At 72.5% G+C, this 15,267-nt stretch carries 14 protein-coding genes; 9 read left to right on the forward strand and 5 right to left on the reverse strand.

Annotated features, from left to right (window positions below; genetic code table 11):
* Nucleotides 1-141: 141 nt before the first annotated feature.
* Nucleotides 142-1,104: an SCO0930 family lipoprotein gene (locus ACZ7GZ_RS07060; protein ID WP_471021630.1), complete on the reverse strand. Its 963-nt coding sequence runs from the start codon at nucleotides 1,102-1,104 to the stop codon at nucleotides 142-144.
* A 745-nt stretch (nucleotides 1,105-1,849) separates the two neighbouring features.
* Here ACZ7GZ_RS07060 and ACZ7GZ_RS07065 point away from each other — a divergent pair.
* A complete protein-coding gene (locus ACZ7GZ_RS07065) occupies nucleotides 1,850-1,978 on the forward strand; it encodes a hypothetical protein (RefSeq protein WP_399765073.1) in 129 nt (42 codons plus the stop codon).
* A gap of 32 nt (nucleotides 1,979-2,010) precedes the next feature.
* Nucleotides 2,011-2,775: a bestrophin-like domain gene (locus tag ACZ7GZ_RS07070; protein ID WP_471021631.1), complete on the forward strand. Its 765-nt coding sequence runs from the start codon at nucleotides 2,011-2,013 to the stop codon at nucleotides 2,773-2,775.
* 119 nt (nucleotides 2,776-2,894) lie between these two features.
* On the opposite strand, the gene ACZ7GZ_RS07075 is transcribed toward ACZ7GZ_RS07070, so the two are convergent.
* Nucleotides 2,895-3,692, reverse strand: a complete 798-nt coding sequence (locus ACZ7GZ_RS07075; RefSeq protein ID WP_471021633.1) for a hypothetical protein — start codon at nucleotides 3,690-3,692, stop codon at nucleotides 2,895-2,897.
* 334 nt (nucleotides 3,693-4,026) lie between these two features.
* Between ACZ7GZ_RS07075 and ACZ7GZ_RS07080 the strand changes: the two genes are divergently transcribed.
* Nucleotides 4,027-4,707 (forward strand): class F sortase, encoded by a 681-nt coding sequence (locus ACZ7GZ_RS07080; RefSeq protein ID WP_471021634.1) that lies wholly within the window; start codon nucleotides 4,027-4,029, stop codon nucleotides 4,705-4,707.
* A gap of 32 nt (nucleotides 4,708-4,739) precedes the next feature.
* Here the strand turns inward: ACZ7GZ_RS07080 and ACZ7GZ_RS07085 are convergent, their stop codons facing one another.
* The gene (locus ACZ7GZ_RS07085) at nucleotides 4,740-5,576 is read right to left on the reverse strand and encodes a polysaccharide deacetylase family protein (protein ID WP_471021636.1); all 837 of its coding nucleotides are present in this window, start codon (nucleotides 5,574-5,576) and stop codon (nucleotides 4,740-4,742) included.
* A 230-nt stretch (nucleotides 5,577-5,806) separates the two neighbouring features.
* Here ACZ7GZ_RS07085 and ACZ7GZ_RS07090 point away from each other — a divergent pair, with 230 nt between their 5' ends.
* The 3 genes from ACZ7GZ_RS07090 (at nucleotide 5,807) to ACZ7GZ_RS07100 (ending at nucleotide 7,235) form a co-directional block, all read left to right on the forward strand.
* Entirely contained in the window at nucleotides 5,807-6,142 is a 336-nt protein-coding gene (locus ACZ7GZ_RS07090) for an MFS transporter (protein ID WP_471021637.1), read from the forward strand.
* A gap of 143 nt (nucleotides 6,143-6,285) precedes the next feature.
* A complete protein-coding gene (locus ACZ7GZ_RS07095) occupies nucleotides 6,286-6,870 on the forward strand; it encodes a hypothetical protein (protein WP_471021638.1) in 585 nt (194 codons plus the stop codon).
* Nucleotides 6,849-7,235 (forward strand): hypothetical protein, encoded by a 387-nt coding sequence (locus ACZ7GZ_RS07100; protein ID WP_471021641.1) that lies wholly within the window; start codon nucleotides 6,849-6,851, stop codon nucleotides 7,233-7,235. The genes ACZ7GZ_RS07095 and ACZ7GZ_RS07100 overlap by 22 nt, the downstream gene beginning before the upstream one ends.
* Here ACZ7GZ_RS07100 and lysX read toward each other — a convergent pair.
* Nucleotides 7,189-10,467: a bifunctional lysylphosphatidylglycerol synthetase/lysine--tRNA ligase LysX gene (gene lysX, locus ACZ7GZ_RS07105; RefSeq protein WP_471021643.1), complete on the reverse strand. Its 3,279-nt coding sequence runs from the start codon at nucleotides 10,465-10,467 to the stop codon at nucleotides 7,189-7,191. The two genes, ACZ7GZ_RS07100 and lysX, sit on opposite strands and share 47 nt — an antisense overlap.
* A 245-nt stretch (nucleotides 10,468-10,712) precedes the next feature.
* Here lysX and ACZ7GZ_RS07110 point away from each other — a divergent pair, with 245 nt between their 5' ends.
* Both ACZ7GZ_RS07110 and ACZ7GZ_RS07115 read left to right on the forward strand, forming a co-directional pair.
* Nucleotides 10,713-11,189, forward strand: coding sequence for a universal stress protein (locus tag ACZ7GZ_RS07110; RefSeq protein ID WP_471021645.1), 477 nt, complete (start codon nucleotides 10,713-10,715; stop codon nucleotides 11,187-11,189).
* Between the two features lie 635 nt (nucleotides 11,190-11,824).
* A complete protein-coding gene (locus tag ACZ7GZ_RS07115; RefSeq protein ID WP_471021751.1) occupies nucleotides 11,825-13,249 on the forward strand; it encodes an amino acid permease in 1,425 nt (474 codons plus the stop codon).
* An 11-nt stretch (nucleotides 13,250-13,260) separates the two neighbouring features.
* Here the strand turns inward: ACZ7GZ_RS07115 and ACZ7GZ_RS07120 are convergent, their stop codons facing one another.
* On the reverse strand, nucleotides 13,261-14,406 hold the full coding sequence (locus ACZ7GZ_RS07120) for a CapA family protein (RefSeq protein WP_471021646.1): 1,146 nt from the start codon (nucleotides 14,404-14,406) through the stop codon (nucleotides 13,261-13,263).
* A gap of 216 nt (nucleotides 14,407-14,622) precedes the next feature.
* On the opposite strand from ACZ7GZ_RS07120, the gene ACZ7GZ_RS07125 reads away from it, so the two are divergent.
* Nucleotides 14,623-15,192: a sigma-70 family RNA polymerase sigma factor gene (locus tag ACZ7GZ_RS07125; protein WP_471021647.1), complete on the forward strand. Its 570-nt coding sequence runs from the start codon at nucleotides 14,623-14,625 to the stop codon at nucleotides 15,190-15,192.
* The last annotated feature ends 75 nt before the right edge of the window (nucleotides 15,193-15,267 follow it).

A 15,267-nucleotide genomic window follows, 5' to 3' on the forward strand; every position in this document is an offset into this window, starting at 1 on the left:
CCGCGCCGCAGCCGCACACCGGCAGGGCCCCGCGCCCCTGCGGGGGCGCGCGAAAAGGTCCGCCCCCTCCGTGCGGTGCGGAGGGGGCGGACCGGCGGTGGCGCTCCGGGCCGGGCGGGCGATCGACCCTGGGGAGGTGATCTAGTTGCCCGGCGCGCCGACCGGCTTGCCGTCGGGCGAGACGGCGTACCAGGTGCCGCCCACGCCCTGACCGTTGGTGTCCCCGGGGGCCTTGTCGCCGGAGAAGGTGTAGATCGGCCAGCAGTTGACGGTCATCTGCTTCACGCCGTCGGGACGGGTGAAGCCCATCAGGCCCTTCTTCTTGACGCCCTGGGTGTCCTCGGGCTTGACGATGCCGACGGCCGGCCACTTCTCCAGGCAGGCCCCGGTGCAGTTCGATACGGACTTCGGCCAGGCCTTGTCCTTCATGAAGCGGTAGACCGTCCTGCCGTTCTTGTCCACCACGATGTCGCCGAGCTTGGGGTCCTTGCGCACGGACAGACCCGGCAGGGAGGACAGGGAGGCCTTCTTGCCGTTGGGGGCGAGCGCGAACCACTTGCCGCCCACCCCTTGGCCGTTGACGTCACCGGCGTTGACGTCCTTGGCGTAGCGGTAGGCGGGCCAGCCGCCGATGGTGAGCTGCTTGCTGCCGTCGCCACGGGTGACCTCACCGAGCAGCGCCTTGTCGATGCCGGCACCGGCGGTGGCGTCGTCGGCGGGCACCGGCGGCCAGGTGGTCGCGCAGTCGCCGGCGCAGTTCGACTTGGGCGGGTTGGCGGTGTCCTTGTCGAACCGGTACAGGGTGAGGCCGGAGCCGTCGGTCAGTACGTTGCCCAGGTCGGGGTTGGTGGCCACGGTCAGCTTGCCCGCGGGGGCGGCCTGGGTCGGGGAGCTGGAGGCCTGGTTGCCGTCGGCACCGTAACCGTTGCCCGTTCCGGTCCCGGTGCCGGCACCGGTGGTCGGGCTGCCCGCAGGTGCCGTCGCCCCGACGTTCTGGGCCGCCGACGCCGGGGTGGTGCTGTTGTCCTGACCGCACGCCGTCGTCAGCGCCAGCACCGAGGCGGCTGTGGCCACCAGTGAGGCGGTCCGCCAGGAGGTCTTCATGTCCAACTCCCCATAATCACCTGGATGTTGCAGCGCTCTGCCGAACCGCCGCACGGCCATGGGTACGCACCGAGGGGGCCGCAGCGTTCAACGGGGGGCGGAAGTTCTTCGGGAAATTCTTTCCGGGTCCCGCCGGATCGTGTGCCGCGTGCCGCCACGCAAGGCTCGTACAGGCGTGCATATCGCGCCAACTGCCCACTTAGCCGATTCAAACCATTGATCGCATCATGTCCTCCCTTCGGAGCAATCCCGGCGCACTACGGCATACGACCCGGTTCAGCACCCCATGATCTTGGTCGTGCATGGACCCGAAGCGACCCGACGCGCGCCCGCCGCACGGGTGTTGGCCCTGGTGACGCTGACCTGGACCCTGGTGGGCTGCCCGGTCGGCAGCGCGTCGGCCGACGCCTGTGCGTACGCCGCCACGGGCCCGGACGGCACCGTGGCGACGGCCTACGCCGGCGGCCACCACTGGCCCGCACCGCCGCCCTGCCCTGAGCCCACCCCGACGCCCACCCCTACCCCCACGCCGACGCCGCCACCGCCGCCCAAGCCGCCACCGCCCAAGCCGGCTCCGCGCCCGACGCCGAAACCCACCCCGAAACCGAAGCCGCCGGCGAGGCCCGCCCCGGCTCCACCGGCTCCACCGGCACCACGGCCGGCGCCGGCACCGACGCCCAGCCCCACGCCGAAGCCCGAGCCCAGGCCGAGGCCGACGCCCGCTCCGAAGCCGCTGGTGACGCGCGTGAGCTACCCGGCGTACCACCCGCACCCCACCGCGCACACCGCGCCCGGGCACACCTCGCCGGTCACCTACGTCCTGCTCATCACCGTTCCGGCGATCGTCGCCGTCGCGGCCCTGCGCCCGCGCTGACGCGCCGGCCCCCTCACTTCTGGAGGCACCTGTTGTCGGATTGGCTTGTTCTCGTCCTCGCGATGCTGGCGGCCTGCGCCGTGGTGATCGTCGTCACCGTCGTACGGCACAAGCGGGCTCCCGAGGACGAGGATCCCAATGAGACGCCGGACGTCATCGAGTACATGACGATGTGGATCGGCGTCGTGTACGCCATCGTCCTCGGGCTGGCCATCGCGGGCGTGTGGGAGGCCCGCAGCTCGGCCCAGGACTATGTGCAGTCCGAGGCCCAGGCGCTGCATGAGATCTCGGAGCGGGTCCGGGTCTATCCGCCGGAGGCCCGTGACCGGATCCGGGACGATGTCAACACGTATGTGGGCTACGTCGTGCACCACGAGTGGAAGACGATGGCCCACGACGAGCGCGTCACCGACCACGGCGCCGAACTGCTGCAGAAGGTCCGCCAGGACGTCACCGACTATCAGCCGAGGAACGACTTCGAGGCGCAGGCCTACCAGCCGCTGCTGGACCAGATCACCGCCGCCGACCAGGCGCGCAACGCCCGCGCCGACTCCACCGGGGCCACCATGCCGTCGGTGGTGTGGTGGGGCCTGCTCACCGGTGCGCTGGTCACCGTCGGCATGGTGTTCGCGCTGCAGATCCGGCGCACCAAACGCGAGTTGGTGCTGGCCGGGCTGTTCTCCGCGACCATCGCGTTCATGCTGTTCCTGATCTGGGACTTCGACGCCCCCTTCAGCCGGGGCATCGCGGTGACCGCGGAGCCGTTCGTGAACCTGTTCCCGGGCATCACCGGGTAGTCCCGGCCGGGCTGCGTGCACGAGGCCGCCGTCGCCCCGGTTCCCGCCAGGGACCGGGGCACTTGCCGTGTGACGTACACCGTGCGAAGAGACGGAGCGGCGGGCGGGAAGACGAGGGGTCAGGCCACCCTCCTCTCGTGTCGCCGGCGGAACAGGAACGTACCGCCCCCGAGGACCGCGGAGGCCACGAGTCCGCTGCCGATGGCGACATCCTCCGGCGTGGCACCGGTGGAGATGCTGCCGCCGAGACCTCCCTGGACCCCGCCGATCACGCTGAACGCGTCCGGCCGGGTCAGGCTTCTGCCGTCACAGCGGACCGTGATGGCGTACCGGCCGGGGCGGGCGTCGTGGTCGATCCAAGTGGTGCCGCGCGAGGTGTCGTCGCCGAACGGGTTGAGCTGGGTGGGAGGGAAGACGCGGGAGGTCGCCGTGCCGCCCCGGCAGCCGTCCACGCTGATGGTGAGCCGGCCGCCGCTCGGGACCACAGTGGGCACGACGCGGATGTCCCGGGGGCCTCGGAAGTCGTCACCCCGGCTGCCGTTGCCGCGGCCACCGAAGTCGTCACCCCGGCCGAAGTCGTCTCCGCGGCCCCGGTCCCGGTCCCTGTCCCGGTCCCTGTCCCTGTCCCTGTCCCTGTCGCGGTCGCGGTCGCGGCGGCCGTTGTTGCTGAAGTGACCATTGAGATTGAAGTTCCCGCTGAAGCCGGCGTCCGGGTCGAAGCCCCCGCCGGGCGCCACACCCACGCCGGGCGCCACACCCACGCCGGGCGCCACCCCCACGCCTGGGTTCACTCCCACGCCGGGGGTGGACGGGCCGCCGCCGTTGCCCATGCCGTCCGCGACGGCCACAGGGGCGGCGGCGAGCCCGAGCACGGCGACCGCGGTGCATGCCGCCGCCAGGGCACGTTGGTTTCGCATGTGATCCTCCGCGGGAGGCGCCCCGGGTCCCGTTCCCGGTGGATCGGCGAGAAAACACCTCCCGGAATGACCCTCAAGCGCCCGGAACACGCCCGCATGTCGAGAATCGTCCGTCCTGGTGAGACGACACGCCGAGGCAAAAGCACACAATCTGATATTCCTGCAGGTCACGGACCGTCAGAAAATTCCTGGGAACGGCAACTCGGATGGCGCACCACAAGGCCCCGTGGGCCACCCGTTCGCCACTTGCCCCGTCGCCCGGCGCCTGCGCGGGATTTAGCGTTTTCCCAAGCGTGCGGGACGTGGCGACGACCGCGTCGAGAGGGGATGGCGAATGTCTGCGTCCGAGCTGGCCGAGCTGGCCGAGCTTGCCGAAGCGGAGGAGCGGCGGAAGAAGCGCGCCCCGTGGGGCGTGATAGCGCTTCTTCTGCTGACCGGCCTCGCCCTCATCCGGAACGGTTCTGGTGAGTTCGACGTCGGTCCGCCGCAGCCCGCTTCGGCGGCGGCCCCGGACAGCCGGACCGGCCTGGGCACCTTCACCGCGGGTCCGGCGCCGCTCGCGTTCTCCGCCGCCGACCGGGTCCGGATCCCCGCGATCCAGGTGGACGCCCCGGTCACGCCCGTCGGCCTGGACGCGAACGGCTGGGTCGGCGCGCCGCCGCCGGAGGACCCCAACCTGGCGGGCTGGTTCACGGGCGCGGTCTCCCCCGGCGAGAACGGCACCGCCGTCGTCGTCGGGCACGTCGACAACAAACAGGGCCCCGCCGTGTTCTACGGACTCGGGGCCCTGAAAAAGGGAGACCGCGTCGAGGTCCTGCGCAAGGACGGAAAGACCGCGGTGTTCGAGACGTACGGAGTCGAGGTCTTCGCGAAGGCCAGTTTTCCCGGTGACCGGGTGTACGGCGCGAAGGGCACACCGGAATTGCGGGTCATCACCTGCGGCGGCGGTTTTTCCAAGCAGAACGGCTACGACGGAAATGTCGTCGTCTTCGCCCGCCTGGTCGCGGTGAACTGAACCACCGCGGCCGGGCGGGCCGATGGCGGTGCTCACACGCGTCTGCGCGGCACGGTGAGGTGATATCCGGAGTCGAGGAGATAGGGCAGCCATTCACGGATCGCGCGGACGGTCTGCGAGCGATCGCCTCCGGCGTCGTGGGAGAGCACCACGACGCCGGGGGCGGCGCCTTTCTCGACCCGGTCGATGATGACGCCGGTACCGGGCGTCTCCCAGTCGGTGGTGTCGACCGTCCAGGCCATCGGCTCCATGCCCATCTCGGCGCCCAGCTGGAACGCGGCCCGGTTCCAGGCGCCGTAGGGCGCGCGGAACCACTGCGGGCGCTCGCCGTAGGTGTCCTCGATGATGTCGCTCGTGCGCTCCATCTCGGACCGGATCTCCTTGCGCCTGAGCGTCGTCAGCAGCGGGTGCGTCCAGGTGTGGTTGCCGACGACATGGCCTTCCTCGGCCATCCGGGCGACCAGTTCCCGGTACTGGACGACGCACTCGCCGCACACGAAGAACATCGCCCGCACGTCGTACTTGGCGAGGGTGTCCAGGATGTGCGGGGTGTACTCCGGGTTGGGGCCGTCGTCGAAGGTCAGCATCATGTGCCGGCCGCGCCCGGAGATCCGCAGGATGGGCTCCTTACGGGTCTTCAGTTCGCGTGGCGCGGCGCGTGGCGGTCCGTCACCGGTGAGCGGCTGGAGACGGAAGGCGGACGACTTGAGCGCCTGGCGGGCCTGCGGGCCGGCAACGGGAGCGGCGGCGGTCCCGGCACTCTCCCCGGCGCCGCTCGCCAGGAAGGCTCCGGCAGTACCCGCGGCCCCCAGCGCCGCGGCGCCGGCGAGGAGCATCCGGCGCCGCGTGAAGAACTGATCATTCTGCATGACTCATCAGTCGCCCCGCCGGACTCCGGCGCACCGCAACGGCACCGGTGCGGCGGCGGGAATGCACCCGGACGGCGGACCGCGAGGGGCGGTGGTGGCCCGCCGGGCGCGCTTCTCGTCGTCAGTCACTGCGCAGCAACTGCCGGGAAAGACACGGGGGTCGAGCCGAGACGGCCGCACACGGGGCAAGGAACACGGGATCGGGCGGCATACCGCGCGGCGCTCTCGCGGTGGTGCTGCTGGCCGTCGCCCAGGTCCTGGTCGTCTTCGACACGACGGCCTTCGCGGTGAGCTGGCCGCTGCTCGCTCGCGACCGGGGGCTGACCGTCGCCGGGATGACCTGGCTGTTGTCCGCGTACGGCGTGTGCTTAGCCGCGCTGCCGGTGTTCGCCGGGGCTCTCGGCGCGGCGTTCGGACAGCGCCGGGTGCTGATGGGCGGGCTCGCGCTGTCGGGCGTCTGCGCCGCCGCGCCCGCGGTGTTCTCCGACGCCACGGTGCTGATGGCCTCGCGGGCGGTGCAGGGCACATCGCGGCGGCGGCGATCACGGCCGGCGCCCTGGCCCTGATCGATGCCACGCATGCGGAGGGCCGGGACCGGGACCGGGCGCTGAACGCGCACTTCGCGGTCGTCGCCTGTGCCACCCCGGCGGTGCTGCTGCCCGCCACCATGCTGCTGGACGCCTCCGAGACGGAGAAGACGCTCTTCTGAGTGCAGGCCGCCGCGGGGCTGCTCCTGCTGCTGGTTCCGCTGGTGCTGGCCGAGTCCGCGCCCGAGCCGGCGGCCCGGGGCCGCCGGCTGGGCAATGCCGCGCCGGCGGTCCTGCCGCTGGGCCTGCTGGCCTGGTTCGCCGACTGGCTCGGGGACCGTAGCGTGTCCGCGACCACGGTCATCGTCATCGCCGTGGCCGGTGCGCTGGTGCCGTCCGGGCTGGGCTGGTTGGGCCGGGGCGAGGGCGTGCCAGGCCTGCCGGCCCGGCTGCACCGGGAGCGGGCCGCGTTCGGCGCCTACACGGTGGTGGCGCTGCTGACGGCGGTCCTGTCCGGTGCCGTGCTCGTCCTCACCAGCGCGCTGCAGATCATCGGCGATCTCTCCCCGATGCAGATCGGCTGGACTCTGCTGCCCGCCGTCGCCGGGGTCGTACCGGGCTGCCTGGTGCTGCCCGGCCTCGCCTCCCGCGTCGGTCTCGGCGCCACGGTGGCCGCGCCTGCGGGGTGGCGGCGGCCAAGTCCGCCCTGCTCAGCCGTACGGGCGTCGGGTACCACTTCGCGGACGTGCTGCCGCCGCCGCTGCTGATCGCCTTCGGCTGCGGTGTGCTCGCACTGCCGGTGGGCTTCGCGCGGTCCGGGAGCGGTGCGCTGCCGCGGGGGCTGAACGCGTCCCGCCAGCTCGGCGCCGGGCTCGGCGCGTCGCTGTTCGTCGGCATCGTCACCATCGCCGAGCGGGGCACGACGACCGCGGCGCTCAACGGGATCACGCGGTACCGGGCGCTCCTCGCGGGCGGGGTCCGCGACCGCTTCGCGCTCGGTACGGCGCTCTGTCTGACCGCCGCGGCGGTCGCGCTGCTCACCCTGCCCCGGGGCGCCGACCGGACGACCGCCCCGGGCCCGGGCGTCAGCGGCGGCGCACCAGCGGGAACGGCAGGGTCTCCCGGATCGTGAGGCCGGTGAGGAACATCACCAGCCGGTCCACGCCGATGCCGAGGCCGCCGGTCGGGGGCATCGCGTACTCGAGGGCCTGCAGGAAGTCCTCGTCCAGCTCCATGGCCTCCGGGTCACCGCCGGCGGCCAGCAGCGACTGCTCGGTGAGCCGCCTGCGCTGTTCGACCGGGTCGGTCAACTCACTGTAGGCGGTGCCGAGTTCGGTACCGAAGGCGACCAGGTCCCAGCGCTCGGCGAGCCGCGGGTCGGTGCGGTGCTGCCGGGTCAGGGGGGAGACGCCGGTCGGGAAGTCCTTGTAGAACGTGGGCAGTCGGGTGCGCTCCTCGACGAGCCGCTCGTACATCTCCAGGACGATGTCCCCTGGCCCGTCGTCGGCGGTGTACGGCACCCCGGCACGGTCGCACAGCCGGTGCAGCCGCAGCAGTTCGCAGCCGGGGCCGATCTCCTCGCCCAGTACCTCGGAGAGGGCGCCGTAGACCGTCCTCACCGGCCATGGCCCGGAGATGTCGTACTCCTGCCCGTCCCTGCGGGCCACCGGGGAGCCGAAGGCGGCGGTCGCCGCGCCCTGGATCAGCTCGCGGGTGAGGTCCAGCATCACGTCGTAGTCGGCGTAGGCCTGGTAGGCCTCCAGCATCGTGAACTCGGGGTTGTGCTTGTAGGAGACGCCCTCGTTGCGGAAGGTGCGGCCCAGTTCGAAGACCCTCTCCAGGCCGCCGACGCACAGCCGCTTCAGATACAGCTCGGGGGCGATGCGCAGGTACAGGTCGAGGTCGTAGGCGTTGATGTGGGTGGTGAACGGGCGGGCGTTGGCGCCGCCGTGGATCTGCTGGAGCATCGGGGTCTCGACCTCCACGTAGCCGCGGTCCAGCAGGCCCTGGCGCAGCGCCTGCACGGCGGCGGAGCGGGCCCGGATCACGGTGCGGGCGGCGGGACTGGTCGCGAGGTCGAGGTAGCGGCGGCGGACCCGGGCCTCGGGGTCGGTGAGGCCGCGGCGTTTGTCGGGCAGCGGGCGCAGGCATTTGCCGGTGAGCTGCCAGGAGGTGACGAAGACGGTGGGTTCGCCCTTGTCACTGAGGCCGGCGCGGCCGGTGGCGGTGATGTGGTCGCCGATGTCGGTGCCGGCGGTGAAACGGTCGAGGGCGGTGCCGGAGGCGGTGCGGGTGAGAGCGATCTGGTGGTCGCCGGACCAGTCCCGCAGCACGGCGAACACGATGCCGCCGAAGTCCCGGACCAGCATGAGCCGTCCGGCCACGGTGACGTCCTCGCCGGGGGGCACGTCGGCGAGGGCGTGGGTGGGGGCGGGGACGCCGACCGGGTAGGGGTCGGTGCCGGCCGCGCGCAGCCGGTCGAGCTTGTGGTGCCGGACGCGGACCTGGTCGGGCAGGCCCGCGTCCGGGGCGGCGGACCCGGCCTGGTCCCCTCCGTCGAGGCCGAGCGCCGTCAGGGGCGGCAGCCCGTGGGTGGTGGCGGGCCGCTGCCCGGTCTTCGGGTGCCCCTTCCCCCAGAGTTTGCGCAACGACGGTACGGAGACGAAGCCTTCGGCGATGCCCGAGGCGACCCCGATGCGGGCGAGGGAGGCGGTCTCGCCGTAGCAGATGAACCGCGGGTACCACTCGGGGTGGTATTTGGCGTTGGAGCGGTACAGGGCCTCCAGCTGCCACCAGCGGGAGAAGAACAGCAGCAGGCGGCGCCAGAGCCTGAGGACGGGTCCGGCGCCGATACGGGCGCCCTCCTCGAAGACGGACCGGAAGACGGCGAAGTTCAGCGAGATCCGGTGCACGCCCAGCTTGGGGGCGCCGGCGCACAGTTCGGCGACCATGAACTCCATGACTCCGTTGGGCGCGGCGCGGTCACGGCGCATCAGGTCCAGGGACATGCCGTCGCGGCCCCAGGGGACGAAGGAGAGCAGGGCGAGGAGCCGGCCGTCGTCACCGAGGGCCTCCACGAGCAGGCAGGCGCCGTCGGCGGGGTCGCCGAGCCGGTCCAGGGCCATGGAGAAGCCGCGCTCGGTCTCGGTGTCACGCCAGGCGTCGGCCTTGTCGACGATCTCCTCCATCTCCCGTTCGGTGAGGGTGGCGTGGCGGCGGATGCGGCAGGTGGCGCCGGTGCGGCGGACCCGGTGCACGGCCTGCCGGGTGACCCGCATGTCACGGCCGTTCAGATCGAAGGCGGCCACCTGCACGATCGCCTCGTCACCGAGTTGGAGAGCGCCGAGTCCGGCGCGGGCGTAGGCACGGGCGCCGTCCTCGGAGGCGCCCATCACGGCGGGTGCCCAGGCGTAGCGGCGGGCCACGTCCAGCCAGGCGGCGATGGCGTGCGGCCAGGCCTCGGGATCGCCGACCGGGTCGCCGCTGGCGAGGCAGACGCCGGCCTCGACGCGGTAGGTGACGGCGGCCTTGCCGCTGGGCGAGAAGACGACGGCCTTGTCGCGGCGGGTGGCGAAGTAGCCGAGGGAGTCCCGGTCGCCGTAGGCCCTGAGCAGCGCCCGGATGCGGGCCTCCTCGTCGTCGTGCAGGGCGGCTTCCAGGCGCTGGGAGCGGAACAGCGTGGCGGCGGCGTTCAGCAGGGCGAGGGCGCCGAGCAGGCCGAGCACAAAGGTGACCTTGCGGGGCGGGCGGCCGGCGAAGGAGCTGTTCGAGACCAGTCCGCCGCACACCCGGTCGGCCGCCCAGGCCAGGTGCTGGCTCGCCGGCAGCGAGCCGGGGAACAGCAGGACCAGGCCCCAGCCGAGCAGGATCGCCACGGCGAGCCCGGCCAGCAGCACGCCGAGGGCCCGCCACAGAGCGGCGCGGCGCGAGGCGGCGTAGAACTCCCCGCGGGCCAGGACGAGCAGGAGCAGCAGCAGGGCGCACAGGACCAGGGAAGGCAGCGATTCGGCGTACATGCCGAGGGCCACGCCGAGCACGCCGGTGAGGACGAGCAGGCCGAGGTAGACGACGACCAGCCACCAGGCGACCTTCTTGCGGGCGGCGGTGGCGGCGGCCAGCAGGAACAGGAAGACGGCGTAGGCCAGGTTGGCGCTGATGGGCACCAGCAGCAGGTCGAGGGCGTGGGCGACCGGGCGGAGCAGCCGGCGCAGCGGCTCGATGAGCGCGAGCACGGCGCACAGCAGGCCGAGCACGGCGAAGAGTGTCCCGAAGGCCTCGGGCACCCAGCCGAGGCGCCCGCCGGCGGGCGGGCGTACCGGGGCCGTGGGGTCCCTTGGTGCGAGGGGCTCCGCGCTGGCGGTCATGGTTCCGACTGTAGGAAGGGGGCGCGCGGCTCGCCCGTCGAGAGGGATCCGGGGCCCGGCACCGCAGGCGTCGCGACGGGGCCGGGGAAGTGCCGCGGGGCCGCGCACGGCGCGAGGGTGCCCGGGCCGGCACCGCACAGCTGCGACACCGCGCACGAGGCGCATCCGTGCCCGGGCGGCACGGTACAGCTCCCGCAGCAGCCCCGTGGCCCAGCGGGAACCGGTCGTTCCGATAGCCTCGCAGCGTGACGGAACAGCACGAGCGGCACACACCCCCGCACCGGTTCGAGCGGGGTACCGACGGGCCGAAGGTCATCGTGGTCGGGGTGGACGGCTCCGATTCCTCGCTGCGCGCGGCGGCGTACGCGGGCGGGCTCGCACGGCGGCAGCACGCGCTGCTGGCCGTGGTGTACGTGCAGCCGGTGCTCGCGGCCGGAGCGGCGCTCGGGGCGCCGGTGGCGGAGACGACCGACGAGATCGCCGAGGACCTGATCCAGCAGATCCGGGAGGCGGCCGAGCGGGTCAGGGGGATATTCGAGGTGCGCTGGGAGTTCCACACCTTCCGCGGCGATCCCTACAGCGGGCTGGTGAAGGCGGCCGACGAGCTGAAGGCGGACGCGGTGGTCGTGGGCGCCTCGGAGCAGGCCGGCCACCGGATCATCGGCTCGGTGGCGGTGCGGCTGGTGAAGGCGGGGCGCTGGCCGGTGACGGTCGTGCCGTAGGGCGCCGCAGCAGCGGGGTGGCCGGCAGCGCGGGTGGCGTAGTTTCTTTCGGGGAAGCGGCGGAGGCCGCGTCGAAGGTCATGTGGGCCGCCGGGCGCGCAGGCCGCGGGACGCGGGCCCTGGACTCGCGCTGCTGTGCGAGTGGCCGCCGTGTGGGCTTGTGGGCCGCGGCACGCGCGCCGGCCGGCCCCGGAATCGGAATGGCGGGGCAGCTTCAGGGCGCCGAGTGGGCCGCCTGCCGCATGGCCCTCGCCGCCGGGTTCGGACCGGCCATCGGCTCGGTCGGCCCCGGCTCGCGCAGGGAGCCGCCGCTCGGCGCGGTCGCGGACTGCGCCCCGCACGCCGCCTCCGCCGCCGCCGAGCGGATCCGGCTGGTGCGGCCGGCCGGGGGTGATCCGCGGCGTATCCCGCTCGTCGACCCGACGCCGGTCTCCCCCACTCCCTGGTCCGGAGCGCGGCCGGCACACGTCCGTCGATCGCCGCCCCGCGCGCCCGTCTCGCCGCCCGGCGGCCGGCCCGGCCGCCTCCCGCATCCGGACACCGGCCCGGGCCGTGCGTGGCGTCTTCCCTGCGGGGCGTCCCTGAGCCATCATGATCCGCCGTCAGCCGTTGCCGTCGGCGAAGAGGTGAGGCACATGGCCAGGCTCCGCGCGGGTGAGGGGATTCTCCGCCGCAAACCCATCGAGCACATCGAGGAGACCGAAGTCGGCGAGGGCGCCCCGCTGGACCGGACGCTCGGGCTGTGGCAGCTCACCGCGATCGGGGTCGGCGGCATCATCGGCGCCGGCATCTTCACGCTGGCCGGCACGGTGGCCAACGGCACGGCCGGGCCCGCGGTGCTGGTGGCGTTCCTGATCGCCGGTGTGGCGAGCGCCTGTGCGGCGCTGTCGTACGCCGAGTTCGCCGGGCTGATCCCGAAGGCGGGATCGGCGTACACCTACGGCTACGCCGTGCTCGGCGAGTTCGCGGGCTGGTTCATCGGCTGGGACCTGCTGCTGGAGTACACCGCGATCGTGGCGGTGGTGGCGATCGGCATCTCGGGCTACTTCAGCTTCCTCATCAGTGACATGGGCGCCCATCTCCCGGCGTGGATGCTGGGCGCGCCCGGGACCGGCGCGGGGCACCGGTTCGATCTGTTCGCGGCCGTGCTGTGCCTGTTCATCGCGTGGCTGCTCAACCTGGGCATCCGCAGCGCGGCCCGCGTCGACACATTCGTGGTGGCGATCAAGGTCCTGGTCGTGCTGGTGGTGATCGCGGTCGGCTTCTTCCACATCACCACCGCGAACTACCACCCGTTCTTCCCCTACGGGATCGGCGGGGCGTTCACCGGTGCGGCCACGGTGTTCTTCGCGGTCTTCGGCTACGACGCCATGTCGACGGCCGCCGAGGAGTCCAAGGACGCCCAGCGCCACATGCCCAAGGCGATCATCTACTCGCTGGCGGTCTCCATGGTGCTGTACGTGCTGGCCTGTCTGGTGCTGACCGGCATGCAGAACTACAAGCACATCGACAAGAGGAGCGGCTTCTCGACCGCGTTCAAGTCGGTGGGCCTGAGCTCGCTCGCGGACGTGATCGCGGTCGGCGCGATCATCGGCATCCTCACCGTGATGTTCACGTTCATGCTCGGTGTGACCCGGGTGTGGTTCTCGATGTCCCGCGACGGGCTGCTGCCGCGGTGGTTCGCGAAGACGCACCCCACGCGGCACGTGCCGACGCGCGTGACGTGGATCGTCGGGGTGGCGTCGGCCCTCATCGCCGGGTTCACGCCGATCGCGGAGGCCGCCGAGCTGACCAACATCGGCATCCTGCTGGCGTTCGTGGTGGTGTGCACGGCGGTGATCGTGCTGCGCTACCGGCAGCCGGAGCTGCCGCGCGCCTTCCGTACGCCCGGGATGCCGGTGGTGCCCGCGCTGGGCGTGGTGTTCTCGGTCTGGCTGATCACGTTCCTGCAGTGGCAGACCTGGGTGCGGTTCGCGGTGTGGTTCGTGATCGGCTGCGTGGTCTACTTCGGCTACTCCTACCGGCGTTCGGCGCTGGCCCCGCACCAGCCCGCCGGGTGAGCACCGGCTGATCACTCCCCCATGACCAGGCCGTCCTTGGCGGCTCCGCGGCTGAGCACCACGTCCCGGATGCGGTCGCGCACCCCGGCCGGCTCGGTGCCGTCGGCGACGGCCCGGTTGAGGTCCAGTACGCGGCCGGTGGTGAGGTCGTACAGCTGCGGGATGAACTCGGCCTTGGTGACCTGCCAGCGGGTGCCCTCTCGGGCGGGCGGGGCGAAGGTGAACCGGCCGATCGTGGACTCGTTGCCGCGCGGGTCCCGGGCGCCCTTGCCGTTGTACATCTCGCCGGCGATCTGCTGGCCCATGCCGTAGATCACCCAGGTGCCGTTGACCTTCTCGTACGCCTGCGGGACGTGGGCGTGGGTGCCGAGGATCAGGTCGATGTCCGGCCGGCCGCCGGTGGTGGAGGCGGTGAGCCGGCGGGCGAGCGCGAGCTGCAGCCGGTCCGGTGCGTCCTGCCATTCCGTGCCCCAGTGCACGGAGAGGACGACCACGTCGGCGCCGGCCTGCCGGGCGGCGCGGGCGTCGGCGATCATCCGCTGCTCGTCGATGAGGTTCACGGCCCAGGACCGGCCGGCGGGCAGCGGGATGCCGTTGGTGCCGAAGGTGTACGCCAGGTGGGCGACCTTGGCCGGCCCGGCCTTGAGGAGCGTGACCGAGCGGGCCTCGTCCTCGGAGCGGGCGGTGCCGGCGTGCCGGAGGCCGGCCTCGTCCATGGCGTCCAGGGTGCGGCGGATACCGTCGGCGCCGTCGTCCAGGGAGTGGTTGGAGGCGGTGGAACAGCCGTCGTAGCCGGTGGCGGCGAGGCCCTGGGCGATCTGCGGCGGTGTCCTGAAGGCGGGGTAGCCGGAGTACTCGCCCTCGGCGCCGTAGACGGTCTCCATGTGACACAGCGCCAGGTCGGCGCGGGAGACGACCGGTTCGACGCCCGAGAGCATGGGCCGGAAGTCGAAGCCGTCGTCGCCGGAGTCGTGGGCCGCCCGGTCCAGGACCGACGTGTGCGGCAGGACGTCACCGGAGGCGACGAGGGTGAAGCCGGCGGCGGCCCCGGACGGGCCCGCGCCCGCGGCCTCCTGCCGGTCATGGTTCTGGCAGGCGGCCGCGACCGCCAGGACGGCGGTGATCGCCAGGGCCACCTGTTGTCTGCGTCCGAACATCAGCTCACCCCTGGAATGTCGTATTTACCGACAATGCCGTGTCGGGCATATGGGTACGAATCTGGCTCGCCGGATAAACGACCCAAGCGCTGTCATTAGCCCGTTCGGTGCTGTGCCGGACCGTTCGTCCGACCGTTCGCCGACGCGATCGACCGTCCGTCGCAGAGCCGTGCGCGCACCCTGTCCCCGGGCCGTGTCCTGTGCTGCCATACGGCCATGACGGCCGGAACCTCACTCATCCGCGGGACGGCGGCACCGACCCCCAGGGCGACGACCGCCGAGCACGAACTGGCCGCGCTGAAGCGCGAGCACGGCGGCCCGCTCTTCGCCCTGCTGCTCAGGCTGTGCGACGGCGACCGGCAGCGGGCCGAGGATCTCGCCCAGGAGACCCTGGTGCGCGCCTGGCAGCACCCGGAGGCGCTGCACGCCGCGGACTTCGACTCCGTACGGCCCTGGCTGCTGACGGTCGCCCGGCGGCTCGCGATCGACGCCCGGCGGGCCCGGCAGGCGCGGCCCCCGGAGACCGGCGCCGAGGTCCCGGAGAACGCACGGGTGACCGCCGATCCCGCCGAGCGGGCCGCCGCGACGCTCGATGTCCGCCGGGCTGTGAAGACACTCACGCCGGAACACCGTGACGTACTGGTACTCGTGTACTTCCTCGGGGCCAGTGTGGCGGAAGCGGCGCAGACCCTGGGCGTCCCACCCGGTACCGTGAAGTCGCGCGCGTACTACGCGCTGCGCGCGCTGCGCCGGGTCCTTCCGGATTATGCGGCCGACCTGCACTGAAACCGGCAACAGAGCAAAGCTCTCGTAAAGCGCCTTGCTGTGGCCCCCGTTCGGGCAATGGGCTGTCCTCATCCG

It is taken from the genome of Streptomyces sp. NPDC037288 (genome assembly GCF_055603265.1).